Consider the following 19,878-nt stretch of genomic DNA (forward strand, 5'->3'; position numbering starts at 1 on the left):
ATAATACCTGACGATTAAACTAAAATAAAAATATAGTTTTATCGTCATTTGAGAGTGGTTTTCAATTTGTTGAGGGGAGCTTGCGGGGTGGGGTGTCAGCCGTAGTAGGCGGAAAAGAGGGTGTGGAGTTCGGGGTAGTGGTGTGCGAAAGCGTCGGGCTGCATAAAATAGCGTTCGGAAGCGACGGCAAAAAACTCGGCCATGTCCGTGGCCGCGTAGGTGCCGAGGAGCTGCTGCTTTTCGTTCAGATGGCCGTGATCAGCGGCGTTCCTGAGGTGACTGAACTCCCGGGTCAGATGATGCTCCCATTGGGGGGCGAGCTCCTTTGAGAGCAGCGGCAGGCCGTCGGTCAGCCCGTCTTCGAAGTCCAGGAGATGGGCGAATTCGTGAATGACGACGTTGTATTCGGAGGGGTGGTAAGCTTCGGCTTCCACATCGGGCCAGGCGAGGACGACGGTGTCGTGGGAGGATTGCCCGTCCAGCACCGAGCGCTGTTCGGAGACGATCCCGCCGTGCTCGTGAAACTCGTCGACGACGAAACCGTCGGCGTAGATGATGATGCCGCCCAGCGTCGGGTAGTCGTAGGATTCGGGCCGGTGCCGTACCATCAGGCAGGCGTAAAAGGCGATGACGGCCTTCATCTCCTCCGTCACCTCGAGCCCGACCCCGCTGAAGGGTTTCGTATAGACAAAACGCAAGACGGCGCGTTCGATACGCCGGCGCTCCGCTTCACCGAGCTGCGGATAGTGAACGGTCTGTTCCAGGTAAAGGCGCCACGGTTCGGGGAAGGGTGCGGTACGCAGGGTGTCAAGGAGCATTTTTTTACGGCGGCTGCGATAGGAGGCGATGAAAAACCAGATCAGAAAAATAAATATAAAGATGGATAAAAGCGCGAGAGGATACGTCATGGCATGCGCCCGTTCGTTGGAGCAAACGGCCAACACTCCAGGGAGGCCGTCTGATAGTGCAATCTTAACACAGCTTGCTTAGGAGGGTCTGAGGGGTGCAGGGCCTCCGGGGACGGCTTAAGCATCGGTAGCAGAACGCAGGTCGATAAGGCGTGCATCCGGGATCTGCCTTTGGATGATATGGCCGGCGAGGTCGAACCATGCCACCCCGCCGGCGAGGATCTCTGAATCGGCGGTGACGGCGACGCCGCCGCACCGTTTCACCTTGGCGTCGACCTCGTCGGCCGTGATCGCCTCCATCGGGACCGAAAGCCTGCGCGCAGTTTCATTGACGAGGGCGGCCACCCTTCCGCTGTTGGAAACGGGACGGTCGAAGAGCCAACGCGCCTCGGCGATCCCGGCCGCTTTGAGCGTAGTGGCGGCGAGGGAGATAGCCTCTTCGGTCTCGGCCCGCAGGGCATAGGCGCCGTGGATATTGGCGATGTCGCGGTAGCAGCCGTCCGTCCCGATCAGGATGATACCGCCGCCCAGCGCCGTTTCAAGGGTGATAAGCAGGTTGAAGCCGTCGATGCAGAGCGTTTTGCCCCGAAGCGCCTCGAAGGTCAGGGGAGTGCGACGCGGTGCGCCGTCGCCGGCGGTATGCACGATGGCGAGCCGTTCGCGCTCGACGAGCTGAAAATGGTTGCCGACCAGCGTCAGGGCGGCCTTGGTGCTGTAGCCGCGCTGCAGCAGCCAGGAGAGATCGCCGACGGCCTGCCGCAGCACGGCCAGCCGCTTCGGATCGAAAAAGAGGGTGTCTTCGGGGGCCAATCCACGATGTTTGCGCATTCAGGGGTACCTCTAGAAACTCTATGCGCATCTCAGAGAGCTTTGGAAGCGTGAGATTTTCTTTGTTTTCGGCACAGGCCTAGTCTAAGCTAAGTCAAGATGAAAACGGAGGAAAGACCATGCTCCCAAAGCCCTCCCATAGGGCACCGCAGAGAAAAGCCATACTCGGCGTTGCCACTTTTCGGCTTAGCTTAGGCTAGGCCGTCAAAGCGTCGCCTTGATTATGACATTCTCTGCGGTGCTGAGACCGCATAGGGTTTCTAGAGATGCCCCTATATTGTACTATACTATGCGTATGAAACTGACCTTCCTTGGAACGAGCGCGGGGAAACCGACGAAGGAGCGCAACGTGACGGCGTTGGCACTGCAGATGGAGCAGGAGCCCCAGTGGTACCTCTTCGACTGCGGGGAGGGGACCCAGCACCAGCTGCTGCGCACACGCCCCTCCGTCGGCAAACTGGCCGCGATCTTTATCAGCCATATGCACGGCGACCACATCTTCGGGCTGCCGGGGCTGCTGGCATCCAAGCGGATGGACCGGGCCTTCCGGCCGCTGAAGATCTACGGCCCAAAGGGAATTGCCGCGTTCATCAACTGCTTTACGGAGACCGACGCCGACTACCTCGGGTACGACCTGCAGATCATCGAGTACACGCCGGGGGAGAGCTTCGTCTTCGACCGCTTCCGCATCACTGTTTTGCCGTTGGTGCACTCCATCGAGAGCCACGCCTTCCTGATCAGGGAGAACGACACCGCCAACCGGCTCGACGAGGCGAAGCTGCGCAGTGACGGACTGGAACCTTCGCCGCTCTACGGCGAGCTGAAAAGGGGGGTGACCGTCACCCATGAGGGGCGGGTCTACGAACCGCAGGCGTACATGCTGGAGCCGGTGCGGGGACGCTCACTCGTCATTGCCGGGGATAATGCGGAGCCTTCCGTACTGGGCGAGGCGCTGGAGGGGCTCGACCTGCTCGTGCATGAATGCACCTACACGCAGGCGATTTACGACAGCCTCGTCGAAAAACAGCTGCATACGACGGCCCGCGATCTGGGCCGCGCCGTAGGGGCTGCCGGTGTCGGCGCCCTCATCGCGACGCACATCAGTCCCCGCTTCGGCAGGGGCGGCCCCCATGAATTAAGCGAAATAGAACTGGAGATCCGTTCAGCCTACGACGGCCCCTTATTCATTGCCGAAGATTTCGACGTGTTCCGGCTCGGACGGGACAGGAAGATCGAACGGGAGTGATCAGGGGATCGGCGGCGGTGTGCGCTCTTCGCCGATATGGGCGTAGCTCTTGCCGATCCGCGCGATGGGCTCGAAAGTGATCGTCATGCGCGCTTTGTCCGTGATGCAGGCGTCGTCGACGAATTGCGCCTTGATCTCGACGATAAGCGGGATCGTTTTGCTCTCGCCCAGGTCGACTTCGCTGTGAAAGTCGCAGAAAAAGGCGATGGGGGCGCCCTCGATCATCGGCGGGTACCCCGGTACGGGACGCGTATGGGGAATGGCGAACTGCTCGGCTTCGCTGACGTGGGCTTCGAGCTCCTTGGAGGAGAGGTGCAGGTGCTCGAGTTGCGCTTCTGAAGCGATGCAGACGGTGCACTTCTGCGTCTCGCGGAGGTTGCGCAGGGTGTCCTTGGGAGTCCCGTCGCTTTTGTGCCCGACGGAAAAGAGCATCGTCGGCGGGTTGGAGGAGAGGCCGGTGAAGTAGCTGAAGGGCGCGACGTTCACGATGCCGTTGCTCTCGGTGACGACCCAGGCGATGGGGCGGGGGATGATGGATTGCGACATCAGTTTGTAGATATCACCGGCATGTGCAGCGTCATAGTTTATGAGCATCGGAGCCTCCTTTGGCGGGTTTTTCGCGCAGAAAAGCGCGGATGGCTTTTTTGAATTGTACTGCATCTTCTCTGCTCCTGCCGTACTGCTGCCGGTGGTAGAGGCGGTCGACTTCGGTCAGGGCGCTGCCGGGGTGGACCACGAGGTAGCGTGCGAAGAACGTATGCAGGGTCTCCCCCTCCTCCCGTACGAAACCGCGGCGCTGCAGCCGCGTGAGCAGCGGGCGCAGCAGGCAGAGCAGCCTGTTGCCGCAGCGCGGACGGCGCAGCCAGAGAAAGAGCGCCGCGCTGGCCAGCACGAGCAGGGCGAAAGCGCCGGCGAGTTTGGCGGCAAAGAGCGGGTTCGTTTTGACCTTTTCAAGCAGCCGCATCTGTCGGAAGTGGCTGTACTGCAGGACCCAGGTCTCTACCTGGTACTTGATATAGAGCAGGTAGAGGTTCAGGCGGGTGAGGCGGTCGCTGTTGTCCTCGAGGGTACCGGTCTGGCGCAGCAGCTCTGCGCTCTCGTTGTCAATGAAAGCGGCGGCCGCCGTCGTTTCGACACGCTGCCAGCGGCCACCGGCATAGACCTCGGCCCAGGCATGGGCGTCGCGCTCCTTGACGGCGAGGTAGTTGTTGACGCTGTTCTTGCGGTCGGCTTTGTAGCCGGTGACGACGCGGGCAGGCAGGCCCGCGAGCCTTGAGAAGGTGACGAAGGCACCGGCGAAATGGACACAGTACCCCTTGCGTTTGTCGAAGAGGAAACTGTCGGCCGTATGGTTCAGGTCGAGGGGCTCCGGGCGCAGGCTGTAGGTGAGGTTCTGGTCGCGGAAAAATCGGAAGAGGGCGCCGAGGCGCTGTTCCGGGTCTGGGTTGGCTGCCGCGAGCGTATCGGCAGCCTTTGCGCTGCGGGGATGGGCGCTACGGTTGACGTCGCGGGCGTAGGCCAGCACCGTGCGTTCGGTGCTACTGCCGTAGCGGTAGACGAGGGCCGATCCCGCATCGTAGTGCTGGGGCTCCTCGATGGGCTTCTCCAGCGTCGTTTCGAAGTCGGCGTTGATCGTCGCTCCCTCCGGGGCTTCCAGCGGCAGGTCGAGGAGGTAGAGCCACTTCTTGTGGGTCGGGTAGAGCGACACCTTGTAGGCCGTGACCTGCTGCGCGGAACCGTACATTCCTCTCTGGGCGTTCTGTTTCGGGGCAAAGGCCCTTCTGACATAAGCGGGAAGGGGCTCCCAGTGATCTTTTTTGTCGCGGTAAAGTACGCTGCCGCGGAAATAGAGCTGCCCGTCGGCGGGGATGGCGTTCTGGAACCCCACCTCCATGACGATGCGTTCGGAGGGCACGAGCAGGGCGGCGCTGTCCATGCGCATCGTGCCGTCGTGGCCGGTGCGGGTGATGTTGTCGCCCCGAAAACCGTAGGAGGCGTGCTCGAAGGAGATACGGGGGAAGAAGAAAAAGAGCAGCACGACCCAGGGCAGCGAGAGGGCAAAGAGCATCCCCGTGATCCGGAGGCTGGAGAGGGGGTCGGCCCCGGTGCGGTGCGCGAGCATCAGCCACAGCAGGATAAAGACCTCGAAAACGACGTAGCCGAGCATCGCGATGGAGTCGAAAAAGAAGAGCGACAGGGCGAGCAGCAGCACGGGGGAGATGAGCAGGTAGAAGTTGATCGTGCGGGTGAGCCGCTGCAGGCTGACGGCGAGCAGCAGCAGGTAGAGGATCAGTTCGACGAAGAGTTTCAGCCTTGAGAGGCCCGCGAAGTTGAAGGCCCCGTAAATGGAGAAAAAGACCGCAAGCAGGCCGGTCAGGGCGACGAGCAGGAGGGTACCCGTGCTCCCCTTTTTTCCAGCGAGCAGGAGCATGAGCACGAGCAGCAGGAAAAGCAGCATCGGCGCTTTGACGAGCAGCAGCAGGGGCGTGATAACGGCAAGGTAGGCAAGGTCCAGCAAAAAGAGCTCGCGCGAGGCACTCCAGCTCTGCAGGCGGGCGGCGATGCGTCCCGGCTGTTTGGCCGCCGGATCAGTAGAGCGCCAGATAGGTAAGAATCGCATCGATCCCCTCCTTTTTGCTGTCGAGTTCCTTGCGGGGCATGACGATGGTAAAAGGAAGCCGTGCCGCTTCGCATTCGAGGGTCCAGAGGGTCAACTGCGACAGGCGGCTCTCATTGTCCCTGCCGCTGCGCAGGAATTCGAACCGGAGTGTTTCCGTCCGCTGCTCCCGATCGAAGTGCTTGACGGCAAGTTCACCCCTGGCGACGGAGGGCCAGTGGATGCGCGAAGGGCTCTCCGCCCCGCTGTAGCTGCGCAGTCCCTCGAAATCGGTCTCGTCACCGAAGGGGGAACGGCGCCGCAGCAGGAAGCTGCGCAGGGGTTCGCCTTTGGGTTCGGGGAAGACGATGTGTTCGCAGCTTTTGGCGATCTCGAGGACAAAACGGACCGTCGAGAGGGGGAAGAGGCTCTGCAGCGTACAGGGGCCGGCCTCAAAGCGGCCGCGCCGTTCCGGGGCGAGCGGCAGCGCGGCGGTCACGGTCGTATACGGGGGGATATCCGGCAGAGGGGTGACGCTTCCCGCCCCGTGGAGCTCCACGGCCCAGGCCCCCAGAGCGGAGGTGTTGCGGATCTTGAAGTGGCAGGTTCCGTTCCGGCGGGCGAAGAGCCGCTCGCAGCCGCTGGGTTCCGCTTCGAGGCAGCCGAGGTTGCGCAGCCCGAGCGGGCCGGCGGCAAAGGCGCTGGCAAAGACGAAAAAGAGGGTGATATAGACGAGGTTGAAGTTGTGCATATAAGCCTCGAGAAAGAGGCCGAAGAGCAGGACGACGACCAGGAGGCTGAAACGCGTTGCCCGCTGGCGGACGCGTTTACGCATCCGCCGAAACGTGCGAAAAGAGCTCATGGCGGAGGCGTGCGAGGGTCGTGACGCCCTCTTTGAAGGCGAGGCGGTGGAGACAGACTTCGCCGGCGACGGCCTGGACATCGTCTGGGACGGCATAGTCGCGTCCGTGCAGATGGGCCCATGCACGGGTCATGGCGGCCATGGCCAGGGCGCCGCGGGTCGAGAGGCCGTAGACGAAGCGGCCGCTGTCGCGGGTATAGGCGATGAGTGACTGGAGGTAGTCCAGCAGCATCGGGCTGAGGTGGACGTTCTGCACGGCGTCCATTGCCCCCTTGACCGCCGCAGCATCAATGAGGGGCACTGCCGCACCGGCGCGGCTGCCGCTGCCCAGCAGTACCGCGCGTTCGGCCTCTTTGTCGGGGTAGCCGATCCCGAAGGAACAGAGAAAACGGTCCAGCTGGGAGTGGGGCAGGGAGAAGGTGCCGACCTCTTCGTGGGGGTTCTGGGTCGCGATGACGAAGAAGGGCTCTTTGAGATCGTGGCTTTTGCCGTCGATGGTGACGTGGTGCTCCTCCATCGCCTCGAGCAGTGCCGACTGGGTCTTGGGCATGGAGCGGTTGATCTCGTCGGCGAGGAGGAACTGGGTGAAGATGGGCCCCTTTTTCAGGACGAACTTGCCGCTCTCCTGGTCGAAATAGCTCACCCCGAGAATGTCGGAGGGGAGCAGGTCCCCGGTGAACTGGATGCGCCCGAAATTGAGCCCCATCACGCCGGCGAAGGTTTTGGCGAGGGTCGTTTTCCCGACACCGGGGATATCCTCAAGCAGGACGTGCCCCCCGGCGAAGAAGGCCGCGAGTGTCAGGGTGACGGCATGGCGTTTGCCGAGCAGGTGGGCTTCGACGGCGTCAATAAGGGGCTGGAATTCCGGGGCGATGGTATCATTCATGGCCTTATCATAGCATAGGGTCTGCTGCGATGCTCAAAAAGTTTGAATGATTTTGAAAATAATATTGATTTATTGTTTGCATTTATTTGTATTATAATTATTAAAGCAAATAAATTTAATAAGGGCTTTTTATGATCAGACGTATTCCCTGGTGGGTCGGCGGTCTGCTGATGGCGCTGCTGCTGATGTTCACCTTCTCCATCTTCGGGGCGGACCGCCCCATCGGCGCTTCGACCTATGTCCCCTATTTTGCGGGGCTGCTCTTCAACCTCGACCCGGAGCAGTACGGCTATCTCAAGGAGATCGATAGTGCCGGCGCCTGGGAAGGCGTGATGCTGCTGGGCGCGCTGGTCGGGGGGTTCGTCACCTCGGTCTTTATCACTAAGAGCTTCCGTTTCAGCATCATTCCGACGGCATGGAAAAAGTACAAGAACGGTTCCGTCGTCTCCCGCCTCTCCTGGAGCTTCGCGAGCGGGTTTTTCATGATCATCGGCGCGCGCCTGGCCGGGGGGTGTACCAGCGGCCACTTCCTCAGCGGCATGAGCCAGACGGCGATCAGCGCGATGATCTTCGGCGGCATCGTGATGGCGACCCTGCTCATTACAGGCCGTCTCTTCTACAAGAAGGAGGCACAGGATGTTTGAGCGTATTATGGGGATGTTCGACACGGTCGCGAACGAGGGGCACGGTTCCGTTGTGCTCGTCTTCGTCATCGGGATCCTCTTCGGGGGGATCATCCAGTACAGTCGCGTCGACAAGTTCGAGAAGATCGCCGGGTTCGCGATGCTGCGCGACACGGTCGTACCGAAGATGCTCTTCCTGGCCGTCGGGGTAGCGAGCATCGGGCTTTACTTTATGATCGAAGCGGGGTGGGCACACTACCACATCAAACCGATCCTACTCGGCGGGCTTATTATCGGCGGGGTGATCTTCGGCGTCTCCATGGCGATCTTCGGAAAATGCCCTGGAACGGGCCCCGTCTCCATCGCCGAGGGGCGGATCGACGTGCTCGTCGGGGCGATCGGCGGGCTGCTCGGCGGGCTCGTATTCACCCTTCTGTATGAGCCGGTTTTCAAGCCTCTCATGGGGCCGGACCTCGGCAAAAGCATCCTTACCGGTGCTGCCGGGGACATGGGCAGCGTCATGATCCTCGTTTTCGGGATCGCGCTGGTTGCCGTGAGCATCCTGATCCCGCTGAAGCAGGAGTTCGACGAAGCGGACCTCGATCGGCTCGGCTGAGCTACGCTCCTCTTTATACCCCTGACGCTTCTTGCGGGAAGCAGAGGCGGAACTGCGTCCCCTTCCCCTCTTCAGAATCGAGCGTCAGCGTGATGCCGTAGGCGTCGCAGATCCGTTTGACGATGGAGAGCCCCACCCCGAAGCCCCCGCCTATTTCCGTGGCGCGGGTGAACTGTTCAAAGATCCTGTGCTGCTGTTCGGGCGCAATCCCCATCCCCTCATCCCTGACGACAAGACACCCCGCATCCATCTCCAGATGCACCGTCGCCCGTGGCGGAGAGTACTTGACGGCATTGCCGATGAGGTTGCCCAGCAGCAGCTGCGCTTCCGCCTCGGGGATGGCAAAGTACAGCGGGTGCGTCTGAAGGGAAAGGGTCTGCTGTTTGCTCTCCATCAGCGGCCGGTAGTAGGCCGCGCTTTTTTCCGCCACGCCGGCCAGGTCGATGGGGTGTGGCGTCTCAGGTTCGCGTGCGAAATTGAGGTAGGTCAGCGAGCGGTAGATGTCATAGAGCTGCCGGGTGCTTGCCGTGATGTTGCGCAGGGTCTTCTCGCTGCAGCGTCCGGCGTTCAGGAGCTGTTCGGCCGCCATGGAGAGGGCGGTCACGGGGGTGTTGAGCTCATGGGTGACGTCGCTGACGAACCGCTCGGTCTGGACGACGCGCTGGTGCAGGGGACGCATAAAGAGTTTGGAGAGGGTCCAGGCGACGGTCGCGGCGAGCAGGGCGATGGCGGCCATCATTGCCAGCACGACCTCGCGCAGCTCTGAGAGCACCCCGAAGAGCGCATCGGAACTGACGATGACATAGCGGATCTGCAGGTGCTCCTTGGGGGCGTCGGAGACAAGGACCATCCGTCCGCCGTATTCGCGGTAGTCGGGGCCGTCGGGAAGGAGCCCTGCGGGAAGTTCCCCCGAGACAAGCCGCCCGTCCGTCCCGATCAGGGCGATGCGGATATCCCTGCCCTGCAGTTCGGGAATCTGCAGCGGGCTGCCGTGCATATGGGCCATGATGATCGCCGTGCCGATGCGGTCGGCGATATGTTCCAGCCGGTAGTGCTCGTTGTTCTCGAAAGCGTGTTTCTGGGCCGTGTAGTACCAAAAACCCGCGAGCAGGATAAAGAGAAAGGACGAGACGATATAGAGCCCCAGGAAAGAGTAGAAGGAGCGTTTTTCGAGCTCATTCATAGCGGTAGCCTATGCCGCGGACGGTGCTGATGCGCTCGCTGCCGATCAGCTCGCGCAGGCGGCGGATGTGCGAACGCAGGGTCGCATCGCTGGGCAGCTGGTCGTACTCCCAGAGGTTCTGCATCAGCTCCTCCGCGGAGAGGGTACGCCCCGGGTGGGCGAGGAAATACTCCAGCATTGCCGCCTCTTTCGGTGCCAGGGATTGGCGCCCCTGTTCCGTTTCGATGCGTTTGGCATCGGGGTCGTACAGGCAGCCGTTGCCGAGTCGGATCTTCTCCCGCTGCTCGATGTTGAAGAGACGCTTGCTGTTCTCGATACGCAGGCGCAGCTCCTCGAGGGCAAAGGGTTTGCGGATGTAGTCGTGGGCGCCGGCGTCGAAACCGGCTTTGAGCCGGGCGGTGTCTTCGTAGGCGGTGACGAGGATAGCGGGGGTGGTGATACTCATTTCGCGCAGGCTCCGCAGCAGGGCGATGCCGTTTTGGCCGGGGACGTTGATGTCGAAGATGAAGAGGTCGTAGTGCTTTTCACCGACCAGGGCCGTCGCCTCGTCGGAAGTGTAGGCCCGGTCCGTCTCGTAATGCGCTGAGAGGTAGTCACCGACGATGTCGGAGAGTACGGGGTCGTCTTCGAGCAGCAGTATGCGCATGGCCCGCCTCCAATGGGAATCAACTATCTTAATCTTTTCACGGTTAGAAGCGGCTTTTTACCGTTTCAGTCGTTTTCGGTCAACTCCGCTTTGAGTTTTTCGTAGGTAGCGATGTCGATCTCCCCGCGGGCGAGGCGCTCTTCGAGGATCTCCAGGGCCCGGGAGCGGCGGCTGCGGCCGTTGCGTCCGGTTGCCACGAAAAGCACGGCGGCGATAATGATGAAAGGCAGCAGCCACCACAGCCACATCCAGCCCATGCCGAAGGTATGCATCTTCTCTCCTTTTTGAAAAACTACACCATAAGGTCACGGCGTTTCAGCCGCTGCGCATTGAGCGCGACGATGACGGTGCTGATGGACATCAAGACAGCACCGAACGCCGGACCGATAACGATGTCCCAGGGGGCGAGCACCCCGGCCGCGAGGGGGATGGCGACGAGGTTGTAGCCGCTCGCCCACCAGAGGTTCTCTTTCATCTTGCCGTAGGTGCGCCGCGAAAGCCGTACGGCGTCCACGACACTGCAGAGGTCGCTTTGGGTCAGGATGATGTCGGCGCTGTCGATGGCGATGTCCGTACCGGCGCCCACGGCGATGCCGATGTCGGCCCCGAGCAGGGAGGGGGCGTCGTTGACCCCGTCGCCGACCATCGCGACGCGTCTGCCCTGCTCCCGGAGTGTGTTGACAAAGGCGAGTTTCTCATCGGGCAGCAGCCCTGAGCGGTAACGGTCGATGCCCGTCTTCTCTGCGACGGCGGCGGCAACGGTTTCGTTGTCGCCGGTCAGCATCCAGGTCCGGATACCGAACGATTTAAGCGCCGCAACGGCATCCGCGGAGCTGTCGCGGATCCTGTCATCAAGGAGGATGACACCGAGGGGACGGCGGTCGACGACGACCCAGACCGTCGTCGAGGCCGTCTGCTCGAACTGGTGCAGCGGCGGAGGGATCTCAAAGCCTTCGCGCTCAATGAGCTGCGGGCCGCCGATCATGACCGCATGCCCGTCGACTTCCGCCGAGGCCCCGATGCCGGGAATCGCCTTGAAGGCCTCGGCCTGCATCGGGCGGATGCCCTGGGCATCGGCATAGGCGGTGACGGCGCGGGCGATGCTGTGCTCGGAGTCGCGTTCCAGCGCGGCCGCATAGGCGAGCATTGTATTGTCATCTTCTGTGGCGGCCATTCTGGTGACGGCGAGGCGCCCTTCGGTGACGGTGCCCGTTTTGTCGAAGCAGATGGTATCGATGCCGCGGAGGGCTTCGAAGGCCTGCCGGTTGCGGATCAGTATGCCCGATCTCGCCGCGAGTGACGTCGAGATGGCGACGACCAGCGGTACGGCGAGGCCCAGGGCGTGGGGGCAGGCGATGATAAGGACGGTGACGCTGCGCAAAACGGCATCGGCGGGGGAGACGAGCGCTGCCCAGACGGCAAAGGTGGCACTCCCCGCGGCGAGCGCGGCGTAGAAGAGCCATCCCGCGGCGCGGTTGGCCAGGTCCTGGGTATGCGAGCGGCTCTGCTGGGCCTCTTTGACAAGGGCGATCACCTGGGAGAGGTAGCTCTGTTCACCGGGTTTCGTAATCCGCACGCGCAGGGCACCGTCGAGGTTGAGGGCCCCCATGAAGAGCGTCGCTCCGGCGGTCTTGAAAACGGGTTTGGACTCTCCCGTGAGCAGGGATTCGTTGACAGTGCTCTCTCCCGCTTCGACCGTGCCGTCCGCGGCAATGTTCTCCCCGGGCCGTACGAGGATAAGGTCGCCCGGCTGCAGGGCGCTGACGTCGACGCTTTCCGAGGTGCCGTCCCGGTTCAGCCGCGTCGCCGTTTTGGGCATCAGCCGTACGAGGTCTTCAAGGGCATTGGAGGCGCCGAGGATGCTTTTGGCCTCGATGTAGTGACCGATGAGCATCACGTCGATCAGGGTGGCCAGTTCCCAGAAAAAGGCTTTGCCGCCGGGGAAGAAGAGGGTGGAGACGGAGTAGCCGTAGGCGACGGTGATCGCCATCGATATCAGGGTCATCATTCCCGGCTGACGTGTTTTGAGCTCGTCCAGTGTCATCGTCAGGAAGGGTTTGCCGCCGTAGAGGTAGATGAAGGTGGAAAGCAGGACGGTTACTACGTCGCGGTAAGGGAAATCGATGCGGAAACCGGCCCAGCTCTGCAGCATCGGCGAGAAGAGCAGGATGGGGACGGTGACGATCAGCGAAACGATGAAGCGCCGCCGCATCTCCTCCATATGGTGCATATGGCCCATCGCGCCGTGTCCGTGCCCCGCATGTTCGGAGTGGTTATGCGCCGCAGCATGTTCATGGTGCATCATATGATCGTGTTCCATGGCGTTCTCCTCAATGCTATCATAGAACGTTTCCGTGCACACAGTGTGCAAACGTTCCTTCCGCTGATTATTCCGGTGCGTTGTACTCCAGCGTCAGTTTGCCGGTGTCGGGGTCCCGCACACAGTCGTAGATCGCCTCGACCGTCTGTGCATTCATGACGCACCCCATGCGCGGGTCTTCCGTTGACATCTGCGAGAGGATGGCGCGCTGCTTCTTGGCAAGCTCAGAGCTGCCGCTGACCATATTGGCCCCGCATTTGCCGGCACCGCATTTCATGGCGCCTGCCGTCGGGGTATCGGAAGCTTTTTTCTGATCGCTGCAGCCTGCGAGGGCGAGAAGCGCTGCAAGCAGCGCGGCGGTATAAAACGTCTGTTTCATCTGTTTTCCTTTGGTGTGGTGTGGGTAGTGCCGCCCGGTTGTTGGTTCAAGCGGCGCCGCTCGTACATCTCGTAGAGAATCGGGATGATAAGGAGACTGAGCAGCGCCGAGGTGACGATCCCGCCGAGCATCGGGGCGGCGATGCGCTGCATTACCTCGCTGCCGACCCCGTGGGTATACATGATGGGGGCAAGGCCGGCGAGGATGGAAAAGACCGTCATCAGCTTGGGGCGGACGCGTTTGACGGCCCCCTCATTGATCGCGGTCTTTAGCGCGTCGGCGTCGAAACGTTCGCCCAGCGCCGCGCGGGAGGCCTCCACGCTGTCGGTGAGATAGACGATCATGACGATCGCCGTCTCCGCCGCGATTCCCAGCAGGGCGAGAAAACCGACGATGACGGCGATGCTCATGCTGAAGCCGAGCATCCAGATATAGACGATCCCGCCCAGCAGGGCGAAGGGCAGCGTCAGGAAGACGATCAGGGTCGCGGCGAAGCGCCGCAGGGAGAGGTAGATCAGCAGCAAAATCACCGCCTGCACCGCCGGGATGATCCAGCGCATCTGCTCCAAGGCCGAGGCGAGGTACTCCGCCTGGCCCGCCCACTCCATGTGGTAGCCCGGCGGCAGCGGGAAGTCCGCGAGGGCCTTCAGCGCGGCATTTTTGTAGGCGACGGCGCCCACGCCCGGGCGCGGGGTGATATAGACATAGGTGACCGGCGTCGCCATTTCGCTCTTGATGACCGAGGCGCTTTCGCGGTAGCGGACGTCGGCGAAGGTGGAGAGGGGGACGAATCCCAGCGGCGTCTTGACGGGAAGGGCGCGGATAGCGTCGAGATTCCGCCGTTCATCCTCCTCAAGCCGCAGGGCGACGGGGTAGCGTTCGATCCCTTTGTAGAGCGTCGTCACCTTCATCCCGCCGATGGCCGCGCGGGTGGTTTCGAGCAGGGCCGTCTTTGCGAGCCCGTAGCGCTGCAGCGCCGTTTCGTTGATATCGATGTCGATATAGTAGCCCGCGGCGGAGCGGTCGGCGAAGACCGACTGGGATTCGGGCAGCGGCATCAGTCTCTGTTCGATATCCCGTGCCAGCCGCTGCAGCGTCGCGGCGTCGCTGCCGTAGAGCTTGATGCCCACGGGGGTGCGGATGCCGCTTAAAAGCATATCGATCCGGCCGCGGATGGGGTAGGTCCAGGAGTTGACAAGCCCGGGGACCTGGAGGGCCGCTTCCATATCGTTTCGCAGCTGCTCGTAGGTCATTCCTTCCCGCCACTGGGAGGGGTCTTTGAAAGTGATGATCGTCTCGAGCATCCCCAGGGGAGCGGGGTCGGTGGCGGTGTCGGCGCGCCCCCCTTTGCCGAAGACCGTTTCCACCTCGGGGAAGCTCTTGAGGATCTTGTCCGTCTTCTGCGTCAGCGCCTTGCTCTGGTCGATGCTGATCCCGAACGGCGTCACCGGCATGTACATGAACGTCTGTTCATTGAGCATCGGCATGAACTCCCACTCAAGTTTCTCGTACAGCGGCGCGATGGCGACGAGCAGGGCGAGCGAGGCGGTCAGGACGACGTAGCGCAGCTTCAGTCCCCACGCCAGCAGGGGCTGGTAGAGCCAGAGGAAGAAGCGGTTGATGGGGTTGGCGGTCTCTTCGCGGATGGGGCCGCGGATAAAGAGGACCATCAGCACCGGCACCAGCGTGACGGCGAGAATGGCGCCCGCGGACATGGCGAAGGTCTTGGTGAAGGCCAGCGGGGTAAAGAGCAGCCCCTCCTCGCCCGAGAGCGCGAAAATGGGCAGGAAGGAGACGACGACGAGGGCGAGGGCGAAGAAGATGGGACGTCCCACCTGCTGCGCCGCTTCAATGATAACTTTGATACGTTCTTCCTCTGAAAGTACTGGCGCTTTGACGGAGCGCGGTGTAGCTGCGCGTGGGCGCGCCGCCGAGGCGGACTCAGCGTCAGCGTAGTCCGCGTGGCTTTGCTGCGCGGACGTTAATTTCTTGTGAACGTTCTCGATCATGACGATGCTCGCGTCCACGACGGTCCCCAGGGCGATGGCGATCCCGCCGAGGCTCATGATGTTGCTGCCGATGCCGGCGAGTTTCATCAGCCCGAAGGTCGCGCCGATCACGAGCGGCAGCACGAGCAGCACGATAAGCGAAGAGCGCAGGTGCATCAGGAAGAGGCCGATGATGATCACGACGATGATGCTCTCCAGGGCGAGGGTGTCCGTGAGGGTACCGATCGCTTTGTCGATCAGTCCGGAGCGGTCATAGGCGGTGACAACGTCGACCCCGTCGATGTGCAGGGCGGCCATTTTCGCCTTGATCCGCTGGATGACGCTGTAGACGTCCTCGCCGTAGCGCACCATCACGATCCCGCCGACGACCTCGCCCAGGCCGTTAAGGTCCGCCATCCCCCGGCGGGCGGCAGGCACGACTTCCACCCTCCCCAGCTGCGCGAGGGTGACGGGGATGCCCTTTTTGACGGTGACGACGAGGTCGCGGATGGCGTCCAGGTCTTCGAGGTAGCCCTTCGCCTGCACCATCCACTCGAAACCGTTCTGGATGACGATGCGCCCGCCGGTATCGTTGTTATTTTGCCGCAGTACCCGCGCAACGTCGCCGACGGAGAGACTGTAGCGGATAAGCGCGTCATTGTTCACGGTGAGCTGGAAGGTCGGTACGAAGCCGCCCACAGTGGCCACGTCGCTGACACCGTCAACGCCCATCAGGGCATATTTGAAGTAGTAGTCCTGCAGGGTGCGCAGCTCGGCGAGGCTCTTCGTTTGCGAGGTCAGGGCGTACTCATAAACCCAGCCCACCCCCGAGGCGTCCGGTCCCAGGGCGACTTCCATCCCCTCGGGCAGTTTGCTCTGGATGGCGGCAAGCTGCTCCAGGACCCGTGAGCGGGCCCAGTAGAGATCGGTCCCCTCCTTGAAGATGATGTAGACGAGCGCGTTTTCATAGGTGGAGAAGCCGCGTACGGTGCGGATATCGGCGATGGAGAGGAACTGCGACACCAGCGGGTAGGTCCCCTGGTCCTCGACGATCTCGGGACTCTGCCCCTTCCAGGTGACCTGCACGATGACCTGGGGCGGGGAGAGGTCCGGCAGGGCGTCGAGCGGGGTCGTCATCACTGCCCGGTAGGCGCCGAAAACGAGAAAGAGCGTCGCCATAAGGACGAGAAACCGGTTTTTGACGCTGAAGGCGATAAGGCGTTCAATCATCCCCTACTCCAGTCCGCTGATCTGGGCGTCGGCGTCGAGCATGAAGAGGGCGTCGCCGGCGACTTCATCCCCGGCGTTCAACCCCGAAACGACCTCGAAGCGGTCCTTGTCGAGGGGTTTGACCTCGATCTTGACGGGTTCGAAAACCCCCTTGAAATCCCCGGCGCGGAAGACGTACCATCCGCCGTGCTTGCGCAGCACGGCCGTGCGGGGCAGGGTGAGCAGCGGCAACGCCGCCGCCGCCGCAGTGACCGTGGCGTACATGCCCGGCAGCAGCTCGCCGCGGGGATTGTCGACGGCGAGGCGCAGGGTGACCGTGGCCGCCTTGGGGTCGATGTCGGGGTAGAGCGTGAGTTTTTTGGCGGGGTAGGCCCGCGCTACGCCGCTGACCCTGACCGTGAAATCGCTCAGGGAGGCGAGCCGGGGCAGCTCCTGCTGGTAGAGCGCGGCCTCGACCCAGACACGCTCAAGGTTGACGATGGTAAAGAGCTTCATGCCCGCTTTGAAGGCGGAGCCCTCAACGACGCTCTTTTCAAAAAGCCACCCCGATGCCGGGGCGTGAATCGTCGTGAGGGCGTCGGCTTTCATCCCTGAGCGGACCGCGTCGATCTCGGCGCGGCTGACACCGAGCAGCAACAGTTTTTTGCGGAGGCTGCCCAGCATCTCCGGGCTGGGACGCGTCGCGTTGAAACGCAGGGCGGTGAGGTAATCCTCCTTCGCCTGGAGCACTTCGGGCGAGTAGACCGCGGCCAGCGCCTCCCCCTTTTTGACCCGGCGGTAGCGCGTATCGGCGTAGAGTTTCTCGACATAGCCGCCGAAGCGCGGCGACACGTCGTACCTGCGGGAATCTTCGGCGCGGACATAGCCGTAGTTGGTCTGCGCCCGGGCGGCGCTTGTGCGCTGCACTTTGACCGTTTTGACGGCGAAGAGCTGTTCGACGCTCGGCCGCTCATCGGCACAAAGCAGTAGGGGCAGCAGTGCCGCAAGCACTAGGATCTGTTTTCTCATTTGATCTCTCCCGTCAATGCTTTGAGGCGCGCGCCGGCGCGGAGGTAGTCGGCTTTCGCGGCGATGCGCTGTTCGTCGAACCGGAGCTTGCGTTCGAGCAGGTCGAAATAGTTGAAAAGGTCGCTGCCGCTGCGCAGTTTCGCGTCACTCAGATCGACCATGTGCTCGACCTGGGGCAGGCTCTCCTCGGTGATGATGCGGTAGGTGCGGTACGCCTCGGTCAACGCCGCGTAGGCCGCTTCGATCTCGCTGCGCAGCTGCAGGCGGTAGTCGGCGGCCGCCTCCGCCGTGGCCAGCTCCGCCTTGCGCGCCGCTTCGGTGTCGTCGCGCTCCGCGCCGTAAAGGGGCAGTGCCGCGCCGACGGTGACGCTCATGTAGTCGGGATGGGCCTCGCGGTAGTAGTAGCCCACCATCACGAAGGGGTCGGCGTTGGTCGAGAGTGCTTTGACTTTCGTCTCCGCCGCCGCGGCCTTTTGGTCGGCCGCTTTGACGCGGTAGATCCGGTTGTTCTCCAGCCGCTGCAGGTAAGTTTCCAACGGCGGCGGGGGCGTGACCGCTTCATCGGCTTCTACGGTGTCAAAGGGGGCCTGCACGAGGTAGGCCAGTCGCGCCTTCTGCGCCGTGAGCATTGCCATGAGCTTTTCCCGGCGCACGGCGATGTCGGAGCGGAGCAGCTCGGCGGACATGATTCCCATATGGCGGTCGCGCTGGGTGGAGGCGTAGGCGGTGTTGAGGGCAATGTTCTGGTCCGTCAATTCCAAATAGCTTTGCAAGATGCCCAGCCGCGCGTTCAGCTCGGCAACGGTGTAGGCCCGCAGACGGATCCGCTTGGCCAGCTCCGCCTGCGCCGCCTCAAAGGAGGCGAAGAGCACGGCTTTCTGTGCCCGTACCTTCTCCCCCGCCGCGCCGCGCTTCCCGAACCAGGGGAATTTCTGTTTCAGCGTGACGGAGGTGAACTGCATCGGCTCGAGGGTGCGGTCCGTGGGGTTGTCGAACTGGATGTCGTTGATGCCGACAAGCAGCTCCGGGTTGGCGAAGAGGGCGCTTTTGTCCTCCATGGCGTCATACGCGCCGAGGCGCTGCTCGATCATCTTCAGCGAGTGGTGCTGTTCAAGCGCGCGGTCGATCAGGGTACCGATCCCTTCGGCCCGGAGCGCGGCGGCAGCGAGCAGCAGGGCTAAGAGCGGACGGAACATCGTTCTCCTTTGGACGGAATAGGGGATGATAGTGAGTCTGTGTGTAAGAAGTGTGCAGGGTAACCTTAGAACCCGGTCGTAAAAACGGTAAGATTGACGGATAAAAGCGTGTTATAAAACGTTTCGTCGGACAATAGCGTTTTTGGAAGAAGGAATAGCAATGGAGTATCTGGTCCTCTTTTGGGGTGCGCTTGTCGACCTGAGCAATGCGATGGCCCCCTACATCGTTTTCGGCCTCCTTTTCGCGGGCCTGCTGCACGAGCTCGTGCCCGACGCACTGGTCACCAAGCACCTGGGCAGCGACAACGTGGCTTCCGTCGTCAAGTCGACCCTCTTCGGCATCCCGCTGCCGGTCTGTTCCTGCGGGGTGATCCCGCTGGCGACGTCGATCAAGAAGAGCGGGGCGAGCCACGGCGCGACGCTCAGTTTTCTCATCTCGACGCCCATCACGGGGGTGGATTCCATTCTCGCGACCTACGGGATGTTCGGGTGGGCCTTTACCCTCTACCGCGTCTTCACCTCCATGCTCATGGCGATGATTGCCGGGATCCTGACGAACCTGTTCGGTTCGGAGCCGGAACCCGCACCCGCGCCGAAAGCCCCGGCCTTCTCGATGGCCGCCCCGCCGAAACAGGCCGCGCCGGCCGGTTTCAGCATGGCGGCTCCCCCAAAAGAGGAGGAGAGCTGCTGCAGCTCCGGCTGCGGCTGCGAAACGGAAACGAAAAAGCGCTTCTCGATGGGCGGTGCGCTGCGCTACGCCTTCGTGACCCTGCTCGGCGACATCGCCAAACCGCTCTTCTGGGGGCTCATTGTCGGGGCGCTCATCACCGTGGCGATCCCCGAGGACCTCGGCACGCTCCTGGCCGAGAACAGCTGGCTCTCCTACCTTATCGTCATCGCCGTCGCCGTACCGATGTACGTCTGTGCGACGGCCTCGCTGCCGATTGCCGCGGGGCTGATGCTCTCGGGCGTGAGCGCCGGGGCGGCCTTCGTCTTCCTCAGCGCGGGCCCCGCGACGAACACCGTCACCATCGGCGTCGTGAAAAAGATGCTGGGCACAAGGGCCCTCGCCATCTACCTGGGCACCATTACCGTGGCCAGCATCGTTTTCGGGCTCATGCTCGACTGGCTCTTTATCCGTGCAGAGATCGACCCGAAGGCGCTGGTGCACCTGCATGAAGAGGCGGGTATTATCGCCGTTGCGTCGTCACTGTTGCTGTGGGGATTGGTGCTCTACTTCCTCGCCAAACCGTGGTTCCGCAAAAAAGAGTCATCGTGCTGTACGGGCAGCGATTGCTGTACGACGGCAGAGTAACCCTATAATGGCCACAGCGGCCTGACACCCCGCAATCTGTTCCGGAAT

Annotated in this window: 18 protein-coding genes; 4 read left to right on the plus strand and 14 right to left on the minus strand. The window is 62.3% G+C overall.

From position 1 onward, the window contains the following. Positions 1-95 precede the first annotated feature (95 nt). Both ACXWTF_RS01870 and ACXWTF_RS01875 read right to left on the minus strand, forming a co-directional pair. Positions 96-908: a M90 family metallopeptidase gene (locus tag ACXWTF_RS01870; protein ID WP_461713344.1), complete on the minus strand. Its 813-nt coding sequence runs from the start codon at positions 906-908 to the stop codon at positions 96-98. A gap of 117 nt (positions 909-1,025) precedes the next feature. Next, the gene (locus ACXWTF_RS01875; protein ID WP_461713345.1) at positions 1,026-1,736 is read right to left on the minus strand and encodes a DUF434 domain-containing protein; all 711 of its coding nucleotides are present in this window, start codon (positions 1,734-1,736) and stop codon (positions 1,026-1,028) included. 295 nt (positions 1,737-2,031) lie between these two features. Here ACXWTF_RS01875 and ACXWTF_RS01880 point away from each other — a divergent pair, with 295 nt between their 5' ends. Further along, positions 2,032-2,982: an MBL fold metallo-hydrolase gene (locus ACXWTF_RS01880; RefSeq protein WP_461713346.1), complete on the plus strand. Its 951-nt coding sequence runs from the start codon at positions 2,032-2,034 to the stop codon at positions 2,980-2,982. On the opposite strand, the gene ACXWTF_RS01885 is transcribed toward ACXWTF_RS01880, so the two are convergent. From ACXWTF_RS01885 to ACXWTF_RS01900, 4 genes are read right to left on the minus strand one after another with little or no spacing between them, the layout of a single operon-like run. Continuing rightward, positions 2,983-3,576 carry a flavin reductase family protein gene (locus ACXWTF_RS01885; protein ID WP_461713347.1) on the minus strand — a complete coding sequence of 198 codons (594 nt, stop codon included), beginning with the start codon at positions 3,574-3,576 and terminating at the stop codon, positions 2,983-2,985. Then, on the minus strand, positions 3,560-5,602 hold the full coding sequence (locus ACXWTF_RS01890; RefSeq protein WP_461713348.1) for a transglutaminase family protein: 2,043 nt from the start codon (positions 5,600-5,602) through the stop codon (positions 3,560-3,562). The genes ACXWTF_RS01885 and ACXWTF_RS01890 overlap by 17 nt, the downstream gene beginning before the upstream one ends. Next, a complete protein-coding gene (locus ACXWTF_RS01895; RefSeq protein WP_461713349.1) occupies positions 5,571-6,413 on the minus strand; it encodes a hypothetical protein in 843 nt (280 codons plus the stop codon). The genes ACXWTF_RS01890 and ACXWTF_RS01895 overlap by 32 nt, the downstream gene beginning before the upstream one ends. Continuing rightward, positions 6,406-7,326, minus strand: a complete 921-nt coding sequence (locus ACXWTF_RS01900; protein ID WP_461713350.1) for an AAA family ATPase — start codon at positions 7,324-7,326, stop codon at positions 6,406-6,408. Before ACXWTF_RS01900 ends, ACXWTF_RS01895 begins: the two co-directional genes overlap by 8 nt. A 131-nt stretch (positions 7,327-7,457) precedes the next feature. On the opposite strand from ACXWTF_RS01900, the gene ACXWTF_RS01905 reads away from it, so the two are divergent. Both ACXWTF_RS01905 and ACXWTF_RS01910 read left to right on the plus strand, forming a co-directional pair. Further along, positions 7,458-7,970, plus strand: a complete 513-nt coding sequence (locus ACXWTF_RS01905) for a YeeE/YedE thiosulfate transporter family protein (protein ID WP_461713351.1) — start codon at positions 7,458-7,460, stop codon at positions 7,968-7,970. Beyond that, a complete protein-coding gene (locus ACXWTF_RS01910; RefSeq protein ID WP_461713352.1) occupies positions 7,963-8,565 on the plus strand; it encodes a YeeE/YedE thiosulfate transporter family protein in 603 nt (200 codons plus the stop codon). Before ACXWTF_RS01905 ends, ACXWTF_RS01910 begins: the two co-directional genes overlap by 8 nt. A gap of 13 nt (positions 8,566-8,578) precedes the next feature. Here the strand turns inward: ACXWTF_RS01910 and ACXWTF_RS01915 are convergent, their stop codons facing one another. From ACXWTF_RS01915 to ACXWTF_RS01950, 8 genes are all read right to left on the minus strand, one after another. After that, on the minus strand, positions 8,579-9,748 hold the full coding sequence (locus ACXWTF_RS01915; RefSeq protein WP_461713353.1) for a sensor histidine kinase: 1,170 nt from the start codon (positions 9,746-9,748) through the stop codon (positions 8,579-8,581). Next, positions 9,741-10,394, minus strand: a complete 654-nt coding sequence (locus ACXWTF_RS01920) for a response regulator transcription factor (protein ID WP_461713354.1) — start codon at positions 10,392-10,394, stop codon at positions 9,741-9,743. The genes ACXWTF_RS01915 and ACXWTF_RS01920 overlap by 8 nt, the downstream gene beginning before the upstream one ends. A 65-nt stretch (positions 10,395-10,459) precedes the next feature. Further along, the gene (locus ACXWTF_RS01925) at positions 10,460-10,666 is read right to left on the minus strand and encodes an SHOCT domain-containing protein (protein ID WP_461713355.1); all 207 of its coding nucleotides are present in this window, start codon (positions 10,664-10,666) and stop codon (positions 10,460-10,462) included. 20 nt (positions 10,667-10,686) lie between these two features. Beyond that, positions 10,687-12,714: a copper-translocating P-type ATPase gene (locus ACXWTF_RS01930; protein WP_461713356.1), complete on the minus strand. Its 2,028-nt coding sequence runs from the start codon at positions 12,712-12,714 to the stop codon at positions 10,687-10,689. Between the two features lie 67 nt (positions 12,715-12,781). Then, positions 12,782-13,093: a hypothetical protein gene (locus tag ACXWTF_RS01935; RefSeq protein WP_461713357.1), complete on the minus strand. Its 312-nt coding sequence runs from the start codon at positions 13,091-13,093 to the stop codon at positions 12,782-12,784. Further along, complete coding sequence (locus ACXWTF_RS01940) at positions 13,090-16,311, minus strand: efflux RND transporter permease subunit (RefSeq protein ID WP_461713358.1); 3,222 nt, start codon at positions 16,309-16,311, stop codon at positions 13,090-13,092. The genes ACXWTF_RS01935 and ACXWTF_RS01940 overlap by 4 nt, the downstream gene beginning before the upstream one ends. Before the next feature lie 3 nt (positions 16,312-16,314). Then, positions 16,315-17,319: an efflux RND transporter periplasmic adaptor subunit gene (locus ACXWTF_RS01945; protein ID WP_461713359.1), complete on the minus strand. Its 1,005-nt coding sequence runs from the start codon at positions 17,317-17,319 to the stop codon at positions 16,315-16,317. Beyond that, positions 17,316-18,515, minus strand: a complete 1,200-nt coding sequence (locus ACXWTF_RS01950) for a TolC family protein (protein ID WP_461713360.1) — start codon at positions 18,513-18,515, stop codon at positions 17,316-17,318. The genes ACXWTF_RS01945 and ACXWTF_RS01950 overlap by 4 nt, the downstream gene beginning before the upstream one ends. A 160-nt stretch (positions 18,516-18,675) precedes the next feature. Between ACXWTF_RS01950 and ACXWTF_RS01955 the strand changes: the two genes are divergently transcribed. Further along, positions 18,676-19,830: an SO_0444 family Cu/Zn efflux transporter gene (locus tag ACXWTF_RS01955; RefSeq protein WP_461713361.1), complete on the plus strand. Its 1,155-nt coding sequence runs from the start codon at positions 18,676-18,678 to the stop codon at positions 19,828-19,830. The last annotated feature ends 48 nt before the right edge of the window (positions 19,831-19,878 follow it).

The sequence above is a fragment of the Thiomicrolovo sp. ZZH C-3 genome (assembly GCF_054862725.1).

Bases quoted from the DNA above. Each gene is read 5' to 3' on its own strand.
- ACXWTF_RS01870 (WP_461713344.1), bottom strand. From the start codon at position 908: ATGACGTATCCTCTCGCGCTTTTATCCATCTTTATATTTATTTTTCTG.
- ACXWTF_RS01875 (WP_461713345.1), bottom strand. From the start codon at position 1,736: ATGCGCAAACATCGTGGATTGGCCCCCGAAGACACCCTCTTTTTCGAT.
- ACXWTF_RS01880 (WP_461713346.1), top strand. From the start codon at position 2,032: ATGAAACTGACCTTCCTTGGAACGAGCGCGGGGAAACCGACGAAGGAG.
- ACXWTF_RS01885 (WP_461713347.1), bottom strand. From the start codon at position 3,576: ATGCTCATAAACTATGACGCTGCACATGCCGGTGATATCTACAAACTG.
- ACXWTF_RS01890 (WP_461713348.1), bottom strand. From the start codon at position 5,602: ATGCGATTCTTACCTATCTGGCGCTCTACTGATCCGGCGGCCAAACAG.
- ACXWTF_RS01895 (WP_461713349.1), bottom strand. From the start codon at position 6,413: ATGCGTAAACGCGTCCGCCAGCGGGCAACGCGTTTCAGCCTCCTGGTC.
- ACXWTF_RS01900 (WP_461713350.1), bottom strand. From the start codon at position 7,326: ATGAATGATACCATCGCCCCGGAATTCCAGCCCCTTATTGACGCCGTC.
- ACXWTF_RS01905 (WP_461713351.1), top strand. From the start codon at position 7,458: ATGATCAGACGTATTCCCTGGTGGGTCGGCGGTCTGCTGATGGCGCTG.
- ACXWTF_RS01910 (WP_461713352.1), top strand. From the start codon at position 7,963: ATGTTTGAGCGTATTATGGGGATGTTCGACACGGTCGCGAACGAGGGG.
- ACXWTF_RS01915 (WP_461713353.1), bottom strand. From the start codon at position 9,748: ATGAATGAGCTCGAAAAACGCTCCTTCTACTCTTTCCTGGGGCTCTAT.
- ACXWTF_RS01920 (WP_461713354.1), bottom strand. From the start codon at position 10,394: ATGCGCATACTGCTGCTCGAAGACGACCCCGTACTCTCCGACATCGTC.
- ACXWTF_RS01925 (WP_461713355.1), bottom strand. From the start codon at position 10,666: ATGCATACCTTCGGCATGGGCTGGATGTGGCTGTGGTGGCTGCTGCCT.
- ACXWTF_RS01930 (WP_461713356.1), bottom strand. From the start codon at position 12,714: ATGGAACACGATCATATGATGCACCATGAACATGCTGCGGCGCATAAC.
- ACXWTF_RS01935 (WP_461713357.1), bottom strand. From the start codon at position 13,093: ATGAAACAGACGTTTTATACCGCCGCGCTGCTTGCAGCGCTTCTCGCC.
- ACXWTF_RS01940 (WP_461713358.1), bottom strand. From the start codon at position 16,311: ATGATTGAACGCCTTATCGCCTTCAGCGTCAAAAACCGGTTTCTCGTC.
- ACXWTF_RS01945 (WP_461713359.1), bottom strand. From the start codon at position 17,319: ATGAGAAAACAGATCCTAGTGCTTGCGGCACTGCTGCCCCTACTGCTT.
- ACXWTF_RS01950 (WP_461713360.1), bottom strand. From the start codon at position 18,515: ATGTTCCGTCCGCTCTTAGCCCTGCTGCTCGCTGCCGCCGCGCTCCGG.
- ACXWTF_RS01955 (WP_461713361.1), top strand. From the start codon at position 18,676: ATGGAGTATCTGGTCCTCTTTTGGGGTGCGCTTGTCGACCTGAGCAAT.